Here is a 17,699-nt window from a genome sequence, read left to right as displayed (position 1 = left end):
GAGGCGGCCAGCGTGGTCTGGACTGCCGAGTGCGCGGAGGCCTTCCAGCTTGCCAAGCCAATCCTGAACCTAGGCGACGAGGTGGGCGCGCGCACGGCCTTCAATGAGTCGTACATCCGCATCGTCGCCGCAGCGCGCGCCATGCGGCGGCCGGCGGCGTGGTCCCTGTCTGTAGGGTGGGATGGCTCGCGCCGGATCGCCGCTGAGCGCCGCGCGGTGGCAGCTGGCTTGCTAGCCGCGCCCTCGCCGGTAGCGTTGCTGGGCGGCCCCGGCGGTGCAGAAACCCCGGATGAGCGAGCCCGCGAGCAGCTTGCAAAGGTCAAGAAGCTGATCGCTGACGGCATGGCGGCGAAGGAAGAGCGCCGCCTGGCGGAGGTGGAGCGCCGCCAGCAGGCCGATCGCCGGCAGCGTCATGAGATCCGCCTCAAGGTCTGGCTGCACTTCGAGCAGTTGGCCGCATGACCTGCGCCACCTGCCGCTTCTTCACCCTCAAGGATCTGCCGCCGCGCGCGGTGGACGGCGAGGGCAACTGCATCGGGTACCTGGAGTCGCTGCCGCACCTGGTGGAGTGGGATCGGCCGCGCTGCGGGATGTACCGGGTGGCGAAGCCGCTGGCGCCGCGCGAAGCATGGGTAGCGGCGCGAATTGCAGGGAAGGGCGCGGGCGGCGATGTGGCACTGATCGATTCTGCGGTGCCGCCACGGCGCGCGGACGAACGGGCCGCTACCTAGCCTCATCCGTATCGAAAATAATTGAACTGGAATCGATCTATGAAATCTGCACTGCAAGCGCTCGGCCGCCTGACGGTCGGGGCGATGAATATGACCGAGGCAGCCTACGCCGCCACGCTCGAGGAGCGCCGGGCCGCTGGCGAGGTGGCTTGGTTCAAATTCGAAGGCCTCAAGTTCCGCTTGGCCGACAACACGTTCTACACGCCCGACTTCAAGGTGAAGCTGGTCGATGGCGCGTTGGAGGCGCTCGAGGTGAAGGGGCACTGGGCGAACGATGCGCGGGCCAAATTCAAGATCGCTGCCGACCTGTACCCGTTGCGGTTCGTGGCCGTCCAGGTGCTGCCGAAGAAGGCCGTTGGCGGCTGGAAGGTGAGGATATTTCGTTAATTTCACAAATATTCAGAACATATACGTTGCCTTACAACGCTCCATTGTTATTTGCAAGTCTGTCAGCTCGACCGTGCGATTCAGGACTTTTGGTTCCATACCAATCCAAAAGTATTCTGCTATGAGACATTTGGATAGATTTCGGTAAAAATTTCTTGATAAGCTGCTCTGGCGCATTTTTTTGCGCTCGATCGCGCCAATCTGCGGCGTGCAAATTTTAGGAGGTGTTGATGGGTTTTCTGGAAAAGAATATGACCATGGCGTTGTTGTGTTCTCCTCTGCTTTTGATATCGGCCAGTGTTCAGGCGCAGTATGCACGTAAAGCTGAAAGCGAGATTAGACTGATTAAGACTGAAAAGTCCCAGCACGTTTCACGTGCTCGTGACACGCTACGCGCCGCGCGTAAGGATTTCGATCTCGACGACGATAGCGACTTCGAGGAAATTAGCAGTGATGTAGATGATTTTGGCGCCACCCATGTTCGCTTCCAGCAACGATATAAAAATATCAAGGTATGGGGTGGGCAGATGATTACCCACATGGATGCCGATAAAGTTTTTCGTCCCCATACTCGTAAGCTCAATCCATCTCCTCACGTAGAAATGGAAGCGCGCATCTCGCCTCCCAATGCTATTTTGCTCGCTGAGCATAATTTAGGAGGAAACTACGCTGATCTGCAAACTAGTGCGGAGCTCGTTATTTTTCCCATCACTGAACGTGGCGTCGCGGATAGATTTAAATTTGAAAAAAAAGTCAACGCCGACATGATGGAGGAGCGGCTGGTAGCCAATATTATTGCTTATCATGTTAAATTGGGGACGGCGGACAATATCTCAGAGCCGCTGTCAATGAATTACATTATTGACGCCACCACTGGGGATATTCTTAGCAAGTGGTCCAGCATTTCACATTCGCATGCTGTGGCAACAGGCGCGCGATCACAGTATAATGGAACTGTCAGCATTAATACAAACAGTACGACAACTGGTACAGGTTATGAATTGCGAGACATGCAGCGGGGGCTAGGAGGCAGATTCGGAAATAATGTGGTTCTGTACTCCTTGGATGGAAACGAAACAATTGCCAATATCCCGATAGATGCAACAAATACTTGGGGCGATGGCATGAATTTTGTGCCGGGTTCTACAGATGATACGCGACAGACGGCAGCAGTAGATGTTGCGTTCGGCATGGCAGCCACATGGGATTTTCTGAAAAATGTAGTAAATCGGAACGGTGTTGACGGAAATGGAACAGCCATCACCGCAGGTGTGCATGATTCATTTGGTGCGAATGCGGAGTGGTGGCCAAATTCAAAGCATGCCAGGTTTGGAATAGGGGATTCTAGTGCCGGTATAAAAAATATGAACTCGCTTGATCTCGTTGCGCATGAGATGGGACACGGGGTAACGTTTGCTGGAAGTATGCTCTCAACGGCAAAGCCAACGTGCGACAATTGTCTGAGCTACGAATCCGCGCAACTCAACGAGGGTGCCTCAGACATTTTGGGCACTATGGTTGAATTTTATGTTCGGGGTGGAGGCTTGGCAAGTGGGGCGTCCGTGATTCCAGCCACAGCCGCAGGCGCGAACTGGGTGCTGGGTGATGAAGTTGGTAAGCCTCGTAGTTTGATTGACCCCGTGACTTGGACTCCTGGCCAATTATACAAAACTGCGCATGATGGTGGCCAGGTACTGGGACACATGTTCTATCTCTTGGCCCATGGCGGATCGGGTGTGCAAGCACAAGGGAATGATATGGCATTCCGTATCTTTTACCGTGCTTGGAATTATTACTTCACAGCTAACACGGATTACGTTGGTGCGCGTCAAGCGATGATAACTGCGGCGCGAGACATTTCGGGCAATTACTCGCAGCAAGAGCAGGCAGTTTGGAACGCGTTCGCAGCTGTGAATGTGGGCCAGCCATGGACGAATCCCGCGACTTGTGGTCTGCTTGAGCCTGGGCGCCAAATGATCTCTCCCACGAGCATCCCATCTTGTAACAATGGCTATCATTTGCGAATGCGTGCTGATGGGATTTTAGAAGAGATTGCCCTTCAGAATCCAAGTGTTCCTATTTGGACGTCGGGAACCGGCGTAAATCCTAAATCTTATGCGGTAATGCAAAATGACGGAAATCTGGTTCTCTATAAGTATGAGCTCGCTGCACCTTCTGCGGTATTGTGGAGCACAGGAACATGGGATTACCCGAATTCCTATTTGCGCATCGCAAATGATTCGAACCTGATTATTTATACCGTCACGGGGTTGCCAATTTGGTCGCGCGTACCGCTACCTTTGACGGCGCAAGCAACGACCGGGAGTGGAACGAACACTTCGATTGAGACGGCGCAGACTATAGCACCTTCCGTTCCCGGAGTAAGATCGACGCTAAAAGATCAGGAAAGTCATTACTACAAGATGGATATCCCACCCGGGAAAGTGCTGAATGCCGACTTTGTTGGAAAGCCCTTGAGGAACTGGTATCAAGGCTATAGCGTATGGGGTGACTACTGGGAAACTTCTATACTCGATAGCGTCGGTGGCGTGCTCCATACTGTCAAAACAGATCCATACAATCCCCGGAAGACCGCTGTTTATCAGAATTCTAGCGCAGCTACGGTTTCAGTGTACGTGCGGGTTCAGCAAAATCTGAACTCTTCCACCTCGGAAGATAGGAATCTGGCTCGACTTTATTCAGTAGCTTTCCGCGTGTGCACAGGTACATGCGAGCCTGTGAATATCCCGTAATACTCTGTTAACGTTTCAAGGCCGGCAGGCTTATCCCCTGCCGTGTCCGTCTGCTGGCTGGATTGCCTCTCACAGTCTGACCCTCCCTCTAGGTTCTCGCGAATGCCGCGGGTCTGTCGTAATACCTCTCGAACCCGAAGTTCTTTGGATCTTCATGGATCTGTTTCAGCATGCACCGCCGTGGCTGCCTGCCGGCCGTGTAGCGCGGCCGGGCCTATCGCACTGACCATCACCTTCGTGCAGCCCGACCGCCGCGCGCGGGACCGCGACAACCTACTGGCGGCGCTGAAGCCATCGCTGGACGGCCTGGCTGACGCCCTGGGCGTGAACGATGCGCAGTTCGATCCGGCGGTGCTGCGCCGCGAGTTCGGCGGCAAGCCGGGCGCGGTGCGGATAGAGATCGGAGGTTCGACGTGAGCGCCGACGACGACAAGCGCCAGGTCGCCCTCGCGCAGCTGGTGCGCGAGATAAACGATAACTGGCCAGCGCACGCCGAATTCCATCGGACCATGGCGCGGGTGGCGCGCGTGAAGTACTTGGCGCTGCTGAAGGAGGGCTTCACCGAGGTGGAGGCGATGCAGCTGGTGCGGTGGTAGGCAGAGTAACGGTTTGCCCTGTCCGGGCGGGCTGCTCTGCTATTCTGTTCGACAGGAAATAGGAGGGCACCCATGGCATTTGCAGAACGATATACCAGCGCCGTCAACGCCAGCAATTTGCAGGACGACGAGCGCCACCACCTGACGGATGCGCTGTGCGCTGCGGCGCTGGCCGACAGCACTGGCGCCGGACTCGGCTCGCTGCTATCGCGCGTGAAATATGCCGATGGCAGCGTGAGCAAGATGTTCGAAAGCGGCACCGCCAACCTAGCGCAGCTGCTGCGCATCTGGACGGCGGCCGTGATCGAGAAGGGGCGCGCGCGGAAGTGGGTGAAGGAGGGCACGGCCTGGGATGCTCAAGCGGCGCAGGCGCTGTACCGGCGCGTTGCCCATGCCTCGCTGGCGCACTGGTTGGACGGGAAGTGCGAGCCGTGCGGCGGCGCTGGCCAGACTGCGGCACGCCGGCTGTGCACCGGCTGCGGCGGCACCGGCCAGGCCGCCCTGGACGGCGGCGGCTTCGAGCGCGAGCGCACGCTGGACATGGTGAGCCAGTTGGAGGCATTGATGCAGGTGCACAATTCCAAGGCGGCTACGCGCATGCGTTAAAATTGCGCCACGTCAATAACATGGAATAAGACATGACTTTTATCGAGACATTGTTTTTGCAGCTATTTGGTACGGGCGGCCTGCTGTTAGTTGCGGCCTTTCTAATCAAACCATGGCTTGAAAAGCGCATAGAAAAGTCAATAGAGTTCGAATACAACAGTAAGCTGGCCGAGTTGCAGCATCAGTTTGCGGAACATATTGCTCGACTCGAACACGCAAACAGTCTGTTGTTAGCAAAGTTTGAGCATGATCAGGACATGCGGCTTCGCGCGGCTGCGTTGGGAGAGTTGCTCTCGGAATGGCTTCGCAAGCCGACGCCGGATAAGACCTTACTGAATAAATTGTCGTTTGAACTGGCGCTGTGGCTACCGGCAGATATTGCCGCGGAGTTGTCTAATACACTCGCCAAAAAACAAGGCGCACCTAGTGTTCACGCGTTGCTGGTCAAGGTTCGGAAGCTTCTGCACGGCGCCTCCGACCCACTAACCGAAAACGACATCACCGGGTTTTATTAATTTCACCCCGTTGGTATACTTTGCGAAATCGCTGTATTATTCAGTAACACACTCACCGCACTCGTGATGATCGCGCAAGCGGCACCGATAGCGGGGATTCGCGTAGTACCCAGCCTTTGATGGTTCTGCACGCGCGTACGTAGTGAGTACCGCTCACCACGCACCGATAGCCGTGGGAGCAAAAATCGAAGCCCGCCCCGAAAGGATCGCGGGCTTTTTCATTTCCGCAGCCCGTTCCGCGAGGCCGCCATCCGCGAGTAGAACCGTGCCACCGAAGTGCTGGCGCGCGGCCTGGCCGTGCAGCGGCAGGCTGCCGTTGACGGCAAGCGCTACGGACTCGGCGCTGCAGCAGCTGGCCGGCGCGCGCGTCACGACCTGCGCGGACGCAATGCCGTTCGTGAACAAGCTGCTGGAGGATGTGCGATGAAGATGCTGCTGATATGCCTGGTGCTTGCCGGGTGCGCCAGCGCGCCGCCGCTCGCTACGCAGACCGTGGAGGTACCGGTCTACGTCCCGTGCGTGGCTGAGCGGCCGCAGCGCCCGGCCTACGAGTTTGACAAACTGCAGGCCGACGCCAGCGACGGGCGGAAGATCATGGCGCTGGCGCGTGACTGGCTACGGGCGCGGAAGTACGAGGCTGAGCTGGTGGCGCTGGTGGCGGGGTGCGTCTGAATGATGTCTTTACATTATCATTTTTGGGCGCTATTGTTGACTAACCTCCCGAAAAATAAAAGATCGGAATCCAATGCCAGCAAGAGCTGCCCTAAAGAAGCCAGGAGTCAAGCCGGCTGCAAAACGACCTGCGGCGAAAGCGGCCGCCAAGCCAGTCGCGAAAAAAGCAGCAGCAAAGCCAGCGGATAGAATTTCCCACCACAGGAGTTCGGATCCAGAGCCCGGATATGCGATCTCGGCTAGCGGAATTCATGTACCGTCCAAGGTTAGGGATGATCGAGTGATATCGCCCAAAGATTTGAAAAGCGGCCTATCTAAAGCAAAGGCCGCCATGCAATCAGCAATAAGCGACTTGATCACGTCGGTTGGCGATGGCTTCGAGATTACGGAAATGGAGCTATCGGTTTCCTTTGACGCGAAAGGCAGTTTCCTCGGATTCGGCGTAGGTGGCGCGACATCTATTAAGATCAAGGTGAAGCCTGTTTAGGTACCCTGATTAGATTTGGTCTGCGAGCTGCGCGCCCTGGTTGCGCACATTGCCCACCGCCCGGTCGACCATGAACCAGGCGAACCTGTCCGGGCCCAGCGCCATGCTGCGCGCCAGCTCGGCGGCCTGTTCTCCGGAGATTTCCGGATCGAGCCAGGTGGCCGCGTCGGCCGCAGTGAACACCACCGGGCGCCGGTCGTGGATATCGACCATGCCGCCCTGGGCGTCGGCCGTGACGATGGTGAAGCCGGGCTCGGCCGCATGCTCAGTCGGCTCGCCGAAGCAGGCGAGGGCTGCCAAGCAGTTGTGTGGCCTGGATGCGGCATTAAGGCGTCCTCTGCAAAAAATGCGCGGTTCGTTGCTCGATCTCAGCGACTTCAGCCTTCACGCGTGCAAGACTGCCTCCTTGAAAATAGCTGACAGGGACGATCGGCTTCCTGCACGCGTTGAGGGCGAACGGGATTTCCATCTCGCGCAACTGTGCGACCTGCAGCCTCTTGTTTTTCTTGCCCGTCAGGATAATCAAGTCCTCATCGCTTAAGTATCGTTCACTTCGTTTGGGCATATACCGCTGCTCACTGGGTGGCGATGACGGCAGAGCGTCCGGCGCGCCTGGGCCACACGGAACTGAGCTATTTTTGTTTGAAAACATTTGGCTCCCAGCGAGGCTTTTCGGGCGGACTTTCTGGCTGTTTCTTGCCTTCGATGGCGGAACGCGGCACGACCGGCTCATCGCGGGCATTGATCCAAAAGGGCAGGGCCATCTTGCGCAAGGCCTCAATCTGCTTGCTCTTGGTCTTGCGCCCGGTCAAGGCGACAATCTGGTCCTTCGTCAAAAACATATCGCTCATATCTTCTTTCGGATTCCCATCTCCTGACGACGGTCATTGCTGCCCCGGCCAGTCCTCTACCCATTTCTCGACCGCCTCCAGGTTTATCCATAGCCGACCGTCCACCAACTTACACTCACGCCCATCCAGCCACTTTCCAAGCTTTCGGCGCGCGGCAACGGCATCCACACTGTCGCCGCTGATTTCCACATAGCGTCCCAGCTTCACCCATTTCAGGGTGCGTTGGTACCCGGCATCGCGAGTGGCATCGGCCTCAGGTGTATCTTTGCTTACCGAGCTGGCCTTGGTCATACGCCACTCCTGAAATTGATTGCGCCATGATTTCCGGACCTCGCAGCCTAATTGCGATGGCCGAACACCGTCCAGGGATACTATCAGGGATAGAGAGGGGTAGTACAGGGTGTGCTAAGGCAATATAGCACTGTGGCGCAAGCGAGCTATGTGCCTTTGGATACCCCCATGCATGGGTTCATAGCCTATCGGGGGGGGCGAATCCCCCTCTCTTTTTATTCTGGCGAAGAGAAGCAAGCCGCCTGCGCGGCTTGCGCGGGGGATTCGAAAGCGGTCGCCCTGCAGGGCGCCGCGCGGTCGCGGGACGCGACCGAATCGCCCATTTGCTTCCCGCTGCGCGGGAAGCGCCGCGCGCCGAGGGCGCGCGATCGTATCCTCATTTCAGGCCTGTGGCTAATCGAAGTTCCCACACCAAGCATTCCCCCGAGTGTCTGAAGTCGCATAACGAAAAAGCCGACAATTGTCGGCTTTTTTGGGGCTGGTTCAGCGTTGATCGCTTCCCGCTGCGGCGAAGTGCCGTGCGCCGAGGGCGCGCGTTCGTATTCCTATTGCATCGATGCTGACCGCTATGTGCCGACGTCCATCATGGGAACGACAAATCCAAACCGATCATATCGCCAAGGACAAAGGTAGCGACCCCCAAGCCCACGAGCAACAGCAAGAAGACCGCGACCACTTTGCCGCCCGCGCGCAGCACCGCGCGCCTCTCCATCTCCTTGTCCTTCTGCTTCGTCCCTTGATCGTAATGCCACTTGATGGCGAAGAACATGCCGATGCCGAGCACGAGCACCTTGAACGCAACTAAGACTATCGGGATCCAATCCATTTTGAGTATTCCTGGCTGTTATTTGACACTACCCATCGTGAGGAGCATTACCTCAAAACGCTGCTTCAGCAGGAGTGATTTGCCAGAGGAATACTACACAAAAGCAATTTCCATACATCGAGACAAAATGTCCCAGTTGAAAATCATGCAAGATGGGAATCTGCCAATCTGTTTGGCGTGCGCTGAGGGCGCGCGCTCCCATATTACTTCTGCTGCAACTGCCCAATAACACTCGCCACCTTGGTGGTAATCATATCAACCGCAGGCCCGTTCGCACCGTGCGGAATGATCACATCGGCATTGCGCTTGGTCGGCTCGATGAATTGCTTGTGCATCGGGCGCACCGTCTCCAGATACTGGCTGATGACGCTCTCCACCGAACGGCCGCGTTCGGTGATATCCCTTTGCATGCGGCGGATGAAGCGGATATCGGAGGCCGTGTCGACAAAAATCTTCAGCGACATCATGTCGCGCAAGTCCTCGTCATACAGCGCAAACAGGCCTTCGATCACGATGACCGGAGCTGGCTTGACCGGAATGGTCCGGTCCGAGCGATTGTGGAGCGTGAAGTCGTATTCGGGCATTTCGATCGCCTCGCCATTGCGCAAGGCCTGGACATGCTGCACCAGCAAAGGCCATTCGAACGCCTGGGGATGGTCGTAATTCTTCTGGGCGCGGACTTCAGGGCTGAGATGGGTTTGATCGCAATAGTAATCGTCTTGCATCACGACTGAGACCATGTCGGCGCCAAACGCGGCCAACACTTTCTGGGACACAGTGGACTTGCCACTGCCGCTACCGCCTGCGACGCCAATAATAAACGGTTGGAAAGAAATCGTATTCATGCCGAATGATACCGGAAGCGTGGCCGACCCGTCACGGGCCGGCTGATCCTTGATGCGTCTCAGGGCCGCTTCAATCGCCCGATAACGCTCGCCACCTTGGTGGTAATCATGTCGACCGCCGGGCCATTTGCGCCGTGCGGAATGATGACGTCGGCGTGGCGCTTGGTCGGCTCGATGAACTGCTTGTGCATCGGCCGCACCGTTTCCAGATACTGCCCAACCACGCTCTCCACCGAGCGGCCGCGTTCGGTAATGTCCCTTTGCATGCGGCGGATAAAGCGGATATCCGACGCGGTATCGACAAAGAGCTTCAGCGACATCATGTCGCGCAAGTCCGCGTCATACAGGGCGAACAGGCCTTCGATGACGATGACCGGGGCAGGCTTGACGGGTATGGTCCGGTTGGAGCGGTTGTCGGCCGTGAAGTCGTATTCCGGCATCTCGATCGCTTCGCCGTTGCGCAGGGCCTGCACGTGCTGCACCAGCAAGGGCCAGTCGAAGGCCTGCGGATGGTCGTAGTTCTGCTGGCGGCGGACTTCAGGGGTGAGATGGGTCTGGTCGCAGTAGTAGTCGTCCTGCATCACGACCGAGACCATGTCAGCGCCAAACGACGCCAGCACCTGCTGGGACACCGTCGACTTGCCACTGCCGCTACCGCCGGCGACACCAATGACAAACGGTTGGAAAGAAATCTTGTTCATGCCGAATGATACCGGAACTGCGGCCGGGCTGTCAGCGGCCGCTGGCCGCCGCATTAGATTTCCCCGCGCAAACGTGCAGTGCGCCGCGCGTCGCTGCCGCTATAGTGATATCGGAACAGTGCGCGTCCGCCCCCTGCGGCGAGCGCATGCGTTATCACTGGCTATCATTTCCGGGGAACTTAGGCTCTGCATGCGATCACATATTTACCGTGGGTTTGAAATTAACTGTGCAGTAGCAAAAGCGGAAACCGGCAAGCCCAGCGCGAGATGGCACTGCACGCTGACCATACGCGCGCTTGACCAGTCTGAGCCGCTGCATTACGAAATCGATCTGAACGCCTGGACGCCAGCCGGCGCGCGCAGCCTGTGCATCCAGTACGCCAAGCAGCACGTGGACGAAGCCACCGGGCCGGAGCATTACCCCGGCCAGGCCGCGCATCCGTCCTGCTCGCCGCTGCGGAAGAAGGGCGGCCAACACTAGCAAGCCATGCTACGATGCAACATTGATTCACGTATAGACGAACTCAATGAAGCATAGACTGTTCCTTTTTGACCTGGACGACACGCTGCTCGACTTCAAGGCCTCCGAAAAACTTTCCTTCACCCGCACCATGCAGGAGCTCGGCCTGAACGATGGCATGGAGCCGCTGTTCACGCAGTACCAAGCGATCAATGTGGCGCTCTGGAAAAGCTTCGAGCGCGGCGAAGTCAGCAAGGACTTCCTGAAGGTGGAGCGCTTCCGCAGCACCTTCCAGGCGCATGGCCTCGACCTCGATCCCGAACTGGCCAGCCGCCTGTACCTGGAGTCGCTGCCGGACACGGTGGTGCTGATCGACGGCGCAACCGAGCTGTGCGAAACGCTGGCAGCAGTGGGCGAGGTGGGCATCATCACGAACGGCGTGGAGCATATCCAGAACCGCCGCATCGCCAGTTCCGGCCTGAGCCAGTACATTTCCTTCGTTTCCACGTCCGAGGCCTGCGGCTACGCCAAGCCGGACGTGCGCTTCTTCGAATACGCTGCAAAGATGGCGCGCGCGGCGAGCAAGGACGATTCCGTCATCGTCGGCGACCGCCTGGATGCGGACATACTCGGCGCGAACCGCTACGGCATTGCGAGCTGCTGGTTCAATCCCGGCCGCGTGGCCAACGACAGCGACGCGGTGCCCACTTATGAAGTGGCGAGCCTGCGCGACGTGGTGTCCTCGCTGGCGGCCTGAATCAGGCTGGCGCGCCGCTCATCGGTAAAACGCACCAGGTCGGGGAAGAAGGCCTCGAAGCCGTCCGCGATGGCGGCGTAGTGCAGGCGCAGGTCCTGCAGGCCTTCGCGCATCAGATGGCCGTTGCGGCTCAGGCGCGTGGAGATGCGCGTGACGGCCATCTCCACGCCCGCCAGTTCCTCATATCCCGCCAGCCATTGCTGCTCGATGATGCGCGGCGCGATGGCTTGCAGCTTCTCCGGCAGCATGTCCATGTGCGCGCGCAGCGCCTGGTGGAAGCTGGCGATCAGCTCATGCCGGGGCACGTCGCTGTACTGGTCCCAGCGCTGCGTGAGCAGATGGTCGTAGAACACGTCGAGCACGATGCCGCCGAAGCGCCGGCGCGGGCCTTCGAACAGCTGCACCGCCGCCTTGACCGCCGGGTGGCTGTCGGTATAGCTGTCGATATAGCGGTGCAGCATGATTTCGCGCTCGATCTCCGGCGTGTACACGCCGCGCACGTCGGCCTTGGCGAAGTCGCCCAGCATGGCGCCTATCATGGCCGCGCCGCTCTGGCGGGCCAGGAAGATGTGGGCAAGGTAGTTCATGGCATCCATTGTAGCCCGCGCTATACTTTTGCGAGCGGACAGACCAGAGAGGCGATATGCGGATAGCGGCTATTTCAGACATACATGGGAATTTGTGGGCGCTGGAGGCGGTGCTGGCGGATATTGCGCGGCGCGGGGCGGATCTGACGGTGAACCTGGGCGATATCCTGTCCGGCCCCTTGCTGCCGCGCGAGACGGCGAAGCGGCTGATGGCGCTGGGACTGCCCACCATCGCGGGCAACCATGAGCGCCAGGTGCTGACGCATGATCCGGCGCGCATGGGGGCGTCCGATCTGTATGCGCACCAGCAGCTGGATGAGGATGGGCGGGCCTGGATAGGATCGCTGCCGGCCGAGCTGCGGCTGGCGCATGAGGTGCTGCTGGTGCATGGGGCGCCGGGGAATGACCTGGTGTATTTCATGGAGACGGTGACGGAGCAGGGGCAGCGGCCGGCGACGTATGCGGAGGTGCTGGAGCGGGCCGGCGATGCGCGGGCGTCGCTGATCTTGTGCGGGCATACGCATGTTCCGCACTGCATGCGGCTGGATGACGGGCGGCTGATTGTGAATCCGGGCAGCGTGGGGCTGCAGGCGTATGAGGATGGGTATCCGTTCCAGCATGTGGCGGAAAACTTCACGCCGCACGCGCGCTATGCGCTGGTGGAGCGCACGGCGCTGGGCTGGCAGGTGGAGCTGGTGGCTGTGCCTTATGACTGGGAGGCGGCTGCGGCGCTGGCGGAGCGTAATGGGCGGGCGGATTGGGCGTTTGCGCTCAGGACGGGGCGGATGCGGGCGTAGGCGGCTGTGGCGGGTTACGCGGCTGCGCCGCTAACCCGCCCTACGCAATCTGGCAATCTCGCCATGGCGGTGAGGCGCTCAGGCGCTGGTGATTTCGGCGCCGGCGAGGAAGGCGGCCAGCAGGGGATTGACGGCGGCGGCGTGGGTGATGGGCGCCATGTGGCCGCCTTTGGTCTGGACGGCGGCGCCGTTGGGCAGCGCGGCGGCCAGGCATTCGGCTACGCGGCGCGTCGATTGCGGGCTGCGCTCGCCGGACAGGACCAGCGCGGGCATGTCCAGCGCGGCCATGTCGGCCAGCGTGGCCGGTTCGCTCAGCAGGGCCTGGAAGTCCAGCTTGACCTTGGCGATCTGCGCGGCAAAGCGCAGTTGCTGCGCTTCCGGCAGCGCGTCGAAGGCGCCGGCGCGGTTCCAGTAGTCGATGAAGGTGCGCGCCGCGTCATGCGGGCCGGCGGCGCCGTGGATGTCGGCCACCACGTTTTCAATTTCAAGCCGCGCCGCGTCGTCTTCGGACAGCAAATGGAAGGCCACCGGCTCGAATACCGCCAGCGACAGCACGCGCGCGCGCAGCTGGCGCGCCATGCGCAGCGCGGTGGCGCCGCCGTAGGAGTGGCCCACCAGGTGGAACGCTTCCGTGGGCGCCAGCTTGCCCGCGATGGCGGCGTTCACCGCGTCCACTTCGTGCGCCAGCGAGAAATTGCCTTCGCCGCCGGTGGGGAAGGGCGATTTGCCGTAGCCCAGCAGGTCCACGGCGATAAAGCGGAAACTGGCTTCGTGCTGGGCCGTCAGCTCGGCCCACTGGCCTTTGGAACTCATGGAGCTGTGCAGCAGAACAACGGCGGGACGCGTGTCGGGCAGGTCGTGGGTGGTGGTCATGTGGTCTATCGCAAACGGCAAACCCGCGATTATAGCGTCTGCTGTCTCAGCTCAGCCGTTGCGGTGTAGACTAGCGTTTCTCCCACTTGCCAATTTCGCCATGAACGCTCGCGGTGCATTGCTGCTTGCTGTCTTGTCCTTGCCGCTGGCCGATGCCTGTGCGGGAGGCGCTGTCGTTGCGACTTACAATACCCGGCCGCCCTATCTGGTGCCGGGCGAGGGCGGCGCGCCGGCCGGGCTGACCGGCACGCCCGCCGCCGCTGCCTTCCGGGCCGCCGGGATCGAGGTGACGTGGACCCGGCTGCCCACCAACCGCCAGCTGGCGATGGTGAAGGACCCGCAGGCGCGCAGCTGCGCGCTGGGCTGGTTCCGCACGCCGGAGCGCGAGCGCTACGCCAAATTCACCAAGCCGATCTACCGCGACAAGGACTGGGTGCTGCTGGCGCGCACCGATTTCAGCGTGGGCGATGACGCCACGCTGGATGGCCTGCTGCGCCGGCAAGGCACGCGCGTGCTGGTGAAGGATAACTATTCCTACGGCGTGCATATCGACGGCCTGATGGGCCGCATCAAGCCGGCCCGCTCCATTTCCACCGGCGCGCCGGTGCAGATGCTGCAATCGATCAGCGCCGGCCTGGCCGACTTCATGTTCGCGTCCGACGACGAGGCGCACTATCTGCTGGCGCATGGCGGCGAGCATGCGAAGAACCTGCGCGTGCTGCGCCTGAGGGATATGCCGCGCGGCAGCGAGCGCCATATCATGTGCGGCATGGGCGTACCGGACGAGGTGATCACCCGGCTGAACCAGGCCATTACCTTCAAATAGCGGTCTTCCAATAAAAAAAGCCTGGGCTTGTGGCCCAGGCTTTTCATCCGCAGTGCTGCTTAGAACTTGTACTTCAGGTTCAGATAGAACTGGCGGCCGGAAACGTCGACCTTTTGCTGTTCTTCCTCACTGTAGCGGTACTGCGCGCGCACCTGGTTCAGCAGGTTGGTTGCGTCGAACGATACTTGCCAGTTCTTGGCGAAGGTGTAGTTGGCCGAGAAGGCTACCGTGGTCACGCCGGCCGCCATGGTAGGCGCGGTCGGCATGAGCACGCCGTTGATGGTGGACAGGCCCTGGCTGTTGGCGCTAGGTGCAGGCGCCGTGCTCGAGTTCACGTACTTGCCGCGGTAGTTGCCCACCAGGCGGGTGCTGAACACGTCGTTCTCGTAGTACACGCCCAGGTTGCCGGCCCATTCGGACGCGCCCACCATCGGACGGCCGTCGTCGACCTTGGTCTTGGCGCGGCTGACGTTGCTCTGGAAGCCGAAGTTGCCCCACAGCGGCTGCTCATACGCCAGTTCGATGCCGCTGATCTTGGCGCCCTGCTGCGTGGACGAGTTGATCGTGAAGGTCTGGATCACGCTCGGCGTGCGCGGATCGGGCAGCTGGATGGTGGTGCCGGAATTGGTGCCGCCGGTTTTCACGTAGCCGTCGATCTTGGAGTGGAACACGTTCACCGACACCAGCGAGCGCGGTTTGAAATACCAGGCCCAGGACAGGTCCAGATTGTCCGAGGTCAGCGGTTTCAGGTCCGGGTTCGGGCCGGTCACCACGCAGCCGGTCGCGTCGCAGGTCGGCGAGGTGAAGCCGCTGCCGAGCAGGTTGTAGTTCTGGCGGCCGATGGTGCGGCTGGCGCCGAAGCGGGCGATCATGTTCTTGTCCAGCTCGTAGCGCAGGTTCAGGCTAGGCAGCAAGGTGTTGTACGTGCGGTCGGTGGCGGTCTTGAAATACAGCACGCCGCTGTTCGGATTGAACACCGCGCCGTCGTAGTAGGACTGCGCTTCGCCGGCGGTGGTGATGGCGCCCGGATACTGCGCGCAGACGGTGGCCGGCTTGCCCGGTTCGGTGCGCTGGCAGGCGCCGCTCGGAATCGGGGTCGGAATCTGCGCGTTGATGCGGGTGCGGACCCAGCGCAGGCCGATATTGCCGGACCAGCCTTCGCCTTCCAGGTTCTGCATCGCATAGGCTGCGGTCTGGCGCTCGCGCATGTCGATTTCAGTCGACACGCGGCGTTCCCATTCGTCCGAGGTGGTCTTCAGGTTGGCCGCCATATAGGCTTTGAGCGCTTCCGGCGTGAAGCTGAAGCCGGTGTTGTCCCAGCTGCCGCCGCCGATGTCGCTGCCGAAGTCGGCCGGGTAGGGGATGGAGCCGCTCGGGTCCGCGGTGGCGATGATGGCGTTGCGGAAGGCCGGGCTCCAGCGGCGGCTGTTGCGCTTGTGGTCGGAGAAGCGCACGCCGGCTTCGATGGACTGGAACACGCCCTTGTCGAGCTTGTACTCGGCGTCGAGCTGGCCGCTGCTTTCCTTGTCCTCGGTACGGATGCCGGAAATCGTGCGGCCCACCAGCTTGTAGCCGCTGCCGTCCGGGTTCAGCGTGGGGGTGTTGCTGCCGGCGCCGGTGTAGTGCGAGTTCGGCGCGTCTTCCAGGCCGTTCAGGCCGTAGGAGATGCCGGTGCCGTAGCGGGCGTAGGTCAGGCCCTGGTCGCCCTTGGTGGTGCCGATGCCGCGCGTGGTGCTGAACAGGCTCTTGACGGTCAGGTCGCTGTTGACGCGGTATTTGGCGTCCAGGTCCAGGAAGCCGCTGGTGGCTTTGGCGCCTTCGCGGTAGAAGCCTTCCGAGTTGCCGATATACATGGGCGGGCTGCCGTCGGGGAAGACGATGTCCGCGCTTTTCAGCACGCGCAGCTGGTGGCCGTACATGGTGGTTTCGTTGACGATGACCGGGTTGCGGATCTGCGCGTAGATGGGCGTGTTGTTGGGGCCGTTGTTGATGCTGGCGGCAGCCACGCCGCCGACCGGATCGCCCTTGCCGAGCAGCATGCTGTAGATCGCGCCGGCGGTCAGGCGGCCGTTGTTTTCGGCTTTCATTTCCGAGTAGAAGCCGGTGGCGGTGATGTCCAGGTCCTTGTTGGGACGGAACTGTAGCGACATCATGCCGCCCGCGCGGTCACGCACGCCTTCGACGAATTCCGAGCTCATCGAGCCGGGCATGCGCACGCCGTTCAGGTCGGCCGCCTTCAGGCCGGTGCCCGCCAGCGATGCATCGGTAATGCCCTTCATGGTGCTGGTGTTGATGACGTCCCAGCCGCTGCTGGCGCCGTAGGCGAAGCGCGACACCGAGTCGCGCCGGACGTAGCGTTTTTCCTTGAAGACCTGGGTGATCACGCCGAAGGTGTTGTCCTCGTTCTTCCAGTTGAAGGTGGCGTTCATGTCGGGCGAGGTCTTGCCGGGCAGCTGGGCGTAGGTCAGGCCGGCGCGGATCACGCCGCCGAAGTTGCTTTTCTCGTTCAGCGGCTTGCGGGTGGTGACGTTGATGGTGCCGGCCATGCCGCCGTCGACGATGTTGGCTTGCGAGGTCTTGTAGACGATGGCCTGGTTCAGCACCGAGGACGGCATCAGCGACAGGCTGGTGCTGCGGCTGCTGGAGCCCTGGTCGGCCACGTACCAGTCGCCGCCGGAGACGGTGTGGCCGTTGAACAGGATGAGCGACATGTCCGGGTTGGTGCCGCGCATGGACACTTTCTCGGCTTCGTCGTAGTCGGTACGCACGGCCACGCCGGCCAGGCGCTGCAGGGAGTCGGCCAGGTTCTTGTCCGGCATCTTGCCCACGTCTTCGGCGGTGATCACCTCCACGTTGGCGGTGGCGTCCTTTTTCACGCTGAGCGACTTGGCCAGCGAGGCACGGATGCCGGACACTTCCACTTTTTGCACGCCGGCGTCCTCGGCCGGCTGTGCCGCCTGCTGTGCCCACGTTGGCGCCGCCATGGCGCACAGTGCGATCGAAATGGCTGCCGCGACCGGTTTTTTCTTCAAATTCATGCCGTGCTCTCCCTGTTGAAATTGGTATGCAATTGGCAGTATTGATGAACGGCAGCGGGCTGAATAATGAGTTCTGTTGCTGGAACTATAACCTTGAGGA

General features: G+C 60.5%; 25 protein-coding genes. 14 read left to right on the top strand and 11 right to left on the bottom strand.

Going from position 1 to position 17,699, the window contains the following annotated elements:
- Positions 1 to 12 precede the first annotated feature (12 nt).
- The 8 genes from AC07S4_RS07035 to AC07S4_RS07000 all read left to right on the top strand — a co-directional run bounded on the left by AC07S4_RS07035 (position 13) and on the right by AC07S4_RS07000 (position 5,588).
- The gene (locus AC07S4_RS07035; protein WP_494985955.1) at positions 13 to 462 is read left to right on the top strand and encodes a hypothetical protein; all 450 of its coding nucleotides are present in this window, start codon (positions 13 to 15) and stop codon (positions 460 to 462) included.
- Positions 459 to 731 carry a hypothetical protein gene (locus AC07S4_RS07030; RefSeq protein ID WP_494985954.1) on the top strand — a complete coding sequence of 91 codons (273 nt, stop codon included), beginning with the start codon at positions 459 to 461 and terminating at the stop codon, positions 729 to 731. Before AC07S4_RS07035 ends, AC07S4_RS07030 begins: the two co-directional genes overlap by 4 nt.
- A gap of 39 nt (positions 732 to 770) precedes the next feature.
- Positions 771 to 1,118, top strand: coding sequence for a PDDEXK family nuclease (locus tag AC07S4_RS07025; protein ID WP_494985953.1), 348 nt, complete (start codon positions 771 to 773; stop codon positions 1,116 to 1,118).
- Between the two features lie 230 nt (positions 1,119 to 1,348).
- Complete coding sequence (locus AC07S4_RS07020; protein WP_494985952.1) at positions 1,349 to 3,871, top strand: M4 family metallopeptidase; 2,523 nt, start codon at positions 1,349 to 1,351, stop codon at positions 3,869 to 3,871.
- A 144-nt stretch (positions 3,872 to 4,015) separates the two neighbouring features.
- A complete protein-coding gene (locus tag AC07S4_RS07015; protein WP_494985951.1) occupies positions 4,016 to 4,288 on the top strand; it encodes a RusA family crossover junction endodeoxyribonuclease in 273 nt (90 codons plus the stop codon).
- Positions 4,285 to 4,467, top strand: a complete 183-nt coding sequence (locus tag AC07S4_RS07010) for a hypothetical protein (protein WP_494985950.1) — start codon at positions 4,285 to 4,287, stop codon at positions 4,465 to 4,467. Before AC07S4_RS07015 ends, AC07S4_RS07010 begins: the two co-directional genes overlap by 4 nt.
- A gap of 72 nt (positions 4,468 to 4,539) precedes the next feature.
- The gene (locus AC07S4_RS07005; RefSeq protein ID WP_494985949.1) at positions 4,540 to 5,073 is read left to right on the top strand and encodes a hypothetical protein; all 534 of its coding nucleotides are present in this window, start codon (positions 4,540 to 4,542) and stop codon (positions 5,071 to 5,073) included.
- A 32-nt stretch (positions 5,074 to 5,105) separates the two neighbouring features.
- Positions 5,106 to 5,588 (top strand): hypothetical protein, encoded by a 483-nt coding sequence (locus tag AC07S4_RS07000; protein WP_494985948.1) that lies wholly within the window; start codon positions 5,106 to 5,108, stop codon positions 5,586 to 5,588.
- A gap of 153 nt (positions 5,589 to 5,741) precedes the next feature.
- Here the strand turns inward: AC07S4_RS07000 and AC07S4_RS06995 are convergent, their stop codons facing one another.
- Positions 5,742 to 5,993: a hypothetical protein gene (locus tag AC07S4_RS06995; protein WP_494985947.1), complete on the bottom strand. Its 252-nt coding sequence runs from the start codon at positions 5,991 to 5,993 to the stop codon at positions 5,742 to 5,744.
- A gap of 18 nt (positions 5,994 to 6,011) precedes the next feature.
- Here AC07S4_RS06995 and AC07S4_RS06990 point away from each other — a divergent pair, with 18 nt between their 5' ends.
- Positions 6,012 to 6,260, top strand: a complete 249-nt coding sequence (locus tag AC07S4_RS06990; RefSeq protein WP_494985946.1) for a hypothetical protein — start codon at positions 6,012 to 6,014, stop codon at positions 6,258 to 6,260.
- Positions 6,261 to 6,333: 73 nt separating this feature from the next.
- Positions 6,334 to 6,747 carry a hypothetical protein gene (locus tag AC07S4_RS06985; RefSeq protein ID WP_494985945.1) on the top strand — a complete coding sequence of 138 codons (414 nt, stop codon included), beginning with the start codon at positions 6,334 to 6,336 and terminating at the stop codon, positions 6,745 to 6,747.
- 9 nt (positions 6,748 to 6,756) lie between these two features.
- On the opposite strand, the gene AC07S4_RS06980 is transcribed toward AC07S4_RS06985, so the two are convergent.
- From AC07S4_RS06980 to udk (AC07S4_RS06950), 7 genes are all read right to left on the bottom strand, one after another.
- A complete protein-coding gene (locus tag AC07S4_RS06980; protein WP_494985944.1) occupies positions 6,757 to 7,047 on the bottom strand; it encodes an SOS response-associated peptidase family protein in 291 nt (96 codons plus the stop codon).
- Between the two features lie 25 nt (positions 7,048 to 7,072).
- Positions 7,073 to 7,312 carry a DUF4224 domain-containing protein gene (locus AC07S4_RS06975; RefSeq protein WP_494985943.1) on the bottom strand — a complete coding sequence of 80 codons (240 nt, stop codon included), beginning with the start codon at positions 7,310 to 7,312 and terminating at the stop codon, positions 7,073 to 7,075.
- 67 nt (positions 7,313 to 7,379) lie between these two features.
- On the bottom strand, positions 7,380 to 7,598 hold the full coding sequence (locus AC07S4_RS06970) for a DUF4224 domain-containing protein (protein ID WP_494985942.1): 219 nt from the start codon (positions 7,596 to 7,598) through the stop codon (positions 7,380 to 7,382).
- A gap of 33 nt (positions 7,599 to 7,631) precedes the next feature.
- The gene (gene xisR / locus AC07S4_RS06965; protein WP_494985941.1) at positions 7,632 to 7,889 is read right to left on the bottom strand and encodes an excisionase family protein; all 258 of its coding nucleotides are present in this window, start codon (positions 7,887 to 7,889) and stop codon (positions 7,632 to 7,634) included.
- 583 nt (positions 7,890 to 8,472) lie between these two features.
- Positions 8,473 to 8,715: a hypothetical protein gene (locus AC07S4_RS06960; protein WP_494985940.1), complete on the bottom strand. Its 243-nt coding sequence runs from the start codon at positions 8,713 to 8,715 to the stop codon at positions 8,473 to 8,475.
- A 203-nt stretch (positions 8,716 to 8,918) separates the two neighbouring features.
- Positions 8,919 to 9,560, bottom strand: a complete 642-nt coding sequence (udk, locus tag AC07S4_RS06955; RefSeq protein ID WP_494985939.1) for a uridine kinase — start codon at positions 9,558 to 9,560, stop codon at positions 8,919 to 8,921.
- 59 nt (positions 9,561 to 9,619) lie between these two features.
- Complete coding sequence (gene udk, locus AC07S4_RS06950) at positions 9,620 to 10,261, bottom strand: uridine kinase (RefSeq protein WP_494985938.1); 642 nt, start codon at positions 10,259 to 10,261, stop codon at positions 9,620 to 9,622.
- Positions 10,262 to 10,451: 190 nt separating this feature from the next.
- Between udk (AC07S4_RS06950) and AC07S4_RS06945 the strand changes: the two genes are divergently transcribed.
- Positions 10,452 to 10,742, top strand: a complete 291-nt coding sequence (locus tag AC07S4_RS06945; protein WP_494985937.1) for a hypothetical protein — start codon at positions 10,452 to 10,454, stop codon at positions 10,740 to 10,742.
- Between the two features lie 46 nt (positions 10,743 to 10,788).
- Complete coding sequence (locus AC07S4_RS06940) at positions 10,789 to 11,478, top strand: YjjG family noncanonical pyrimidine nucleotidase (RefSeq protein ID WP_494985936.1); 690 nt, start codon at positions 10,789 to 10,791, stop codon at positions 11,476 to 11,478.
- Here the strand turns inward: AC07S4_RS06940 and AC07S4_RS06935 are convergent.
- Positions 11,430 to 12,065, bottom strand: a complete 636-nt coding sequence (locus tag AC07S4_RS06935) for an acyl carrier protein phosphodiesterase (protein WP_494985935.1) — start codon at positions 12,063 to 12,065, stop codon at positions 11,430 to 11,432. The genes AC07S4_RS06940 and AC07S4_RS06935 overlap by 49 nt on opposite strands.
- A 56-nt stretch (positions 12,066 to 12,121) precedes the next feature.
- On the opposite strand from AC07S4_RS06935, the gene AC07S4_RS06930 reads away from it, so the two are divergent.
- Positions 12,122 to 12,862 carry a metallophosphoesterase family protein gene (locus AC07S4_RS06930; protein ID WP_494985934.1) on the top strand — a complete coding sequence of 247 codons (741 nt, stop codon included), beginning with the start codon at positions 12,122 to 12,124 and terminating at the stop codon, positions 12,860 to 12,862.
- A 78-nt stretch (positions 12,863 to 12,940) separates the two neighbouring features.
- Here the strand turns inward: AC07S4_RS06930 and AC07S4_RS06925 are convergent, their stop codons facing one another.
- On the bottom strand, positions 12,941 to 13,735 hold the full coding sequence (locus AC07S4_RS06925) for an alpha/beta fold hydrolase (protein ID WP_494985933.1): 795 nt from the start codon (positions 13,733 to 13,735) through the stop codon (positions 12,941 to 12,943).
- Positions 13,736 to 13,835: 100 nt separating this feature from the next.
- Between AC07S4_RS06925 and AC07S4_RS06920 the strand changes: the two genes are divergently transcribed.
- A complete protein-coding gene (locus AC07S4_RS06920) occupies positions 13,836 to 14,561 on the top strand; it encodes a substrate-binding periplasmic protein (RefSeq protein WP_494985932.1) in 726 nt (241 codons plus the stop codon).
- Between the two features lie 59 nt (positions 14,562 to 14,620).
- Here the strand turns inward: AC07S4_RS06920 and AC07S4_RS06915 are convergent, their stop codons facing one another.
- Positions 14,621 to 17,599, bottom strand: coding sequence for a TonB-dependent receptor (locus AC07S4_RS06915; RefSeq protein ID WP_494985931.1), 2,979 nt, complete (start codon positions 17,597 to 17,599; stop codon positions 14,621 to 14,623).
- Positions 17,600 to 17,699: the final 100 nt, after the last annotated feature.

Source organism: Pseudoduganella sp. GW821-FHT05F09 (assembly GCF_059419605.1).
This window is presented reverse-complemented; position numbering and strand designations above follow the sequence as displayed.

Coding starts and splice junctions, on each gene's coding strand:
- AC07S4_RS07030 (WP_494985954.1), top strand. CDS start 459: ATGACCTGCGCCACCTGCCGCTTCTTCACCCTCAAGGATCTGCCGCCG.
- AC07S4_RS07025 (WP_494985953.1), top strand. CDS start 771: ATGAAATCTGCACTGCAAGCGCTCGGCCGCCTGACGGTCGGGGCGATG.
- AC07S4_RS07020 (WP_494985952.1), top strand. CDS start 1,349: ATGGGTTTTCTGGAAAAGAATATGACCATGGCGTTGTTGTGTTCTCCT.
- AC07S4_RS07005 (WP_494985949.1), top strand. CDS start 4,540: ATGGCATTTGCAGAACGATATACCAGCGCCGTCAACGCCAGCAATTTG.
- AC07S4_RS07000 (WP_494985948.1), top strand. CDS start 5,106: ATGACTTTTATCGAGACATTGTTTTTGCAGCTATTTGGTACGGGCGGC.
- AC07S4_RS06990 (WP_494985946.1), top strand. CDS start 6,012: ATGAAGATGCTGCTGATATGCCTGGTGCTTGCCGGGTGCGCCAGCGCG.
- AC07S4_RS06985 (WP_494985945.1), top strand. CDS start 6,334: ATGCCAGCAAGAGCTGCCCTAAAGAAGCCAGGAGTCAAGCCGGCTGCA.
- AC07S4_RS06975 (WP_494985943.1), bottom strand. CDS start 7,312: ATGCCCAAACGAAGTGAACGATACTTAAGCGATGAGGACTTGATTATC.
- AC07S4_RS06970 (WP_494985942.1), bottom strand. CDS start 7,598: ATGAGCGATATGTTTTTGACGAAGGACCAGATTGTCGCCTTGACCGGG.
- xisR (WP_494985941.1), bottom strand. CDS start 7,889: ATGACCAAGGCCAGCTCGGTAAGCAAAGATACACCTGAGGCCGATGCC.
- AC07S4_RS06960 (WP_494985940.1), bottom strand. CDS start 8,715: ATGGATTGGATCCCGATAGTCTTAGTTGCGTTCAAGGTGCTCGTGCTC.
- udk (WP_494985939.1), bottom strand. CDS start 9,560: ATGAATACGATTTCTTTCCAACCGTTTATTATTGGCGTCGCAGGCGGT.
- udk (WP_494985938.1), bottom strand. CDS start 10,261: ATGAACAAGATTTCTTTCCAACCGTTTGTCATTGGTGTCGCCGGCGGT.
- AC07S4_RS06945 (WP_494985937.1), top strand. CDS start 10,452: ATGCGATCACATATTTACCGTGGGTTTGAAATTAACTGTGCAGTAGCA.
- AC07S4_RS06940 (WP_494985936.1), top strand. CDS start 10,789: ATGAAGCATAGACTGTTCCTTTTTGACCTGGACGACACGCTGCTCGAC.
- AC07S4_RS06935 (WP_494985935.1), bottom strand. CDS start 12,065: ATGAACTACCTTGCCCACATCTTCCTGGCCCGCCAGAGCGGCGCGGCC.
- AC07S4_RS06930 (WP_494985934.1), top strand. CDS start 12,122: ATGCGGATAGCGGCTATTTCAGACATACATGGGAATTTGTGGGCGCTG.
- AC07S4_RS06925 (WP_494985933.1), bottom strand. CDS start 13,735: ATGACCACCACCCACGACCTGCCCGACACGCGTCCCGCCGTTGTTCTG.
- AC07S4_RS06920 (WP_494985932.1), top strand. CDS start 13,836: ATGAACGCTCGCGGTGCATTGCTGCTTGCTGTCTTGTCCTTGCCGCTG.
- AC07S4_RS06915 (WP_494985931.1), bottom strand. CDS start 17,599: ATGAATTTGAAGAAAAAACCGGTCGCGGCAGCCATTTCGATCGCACTG.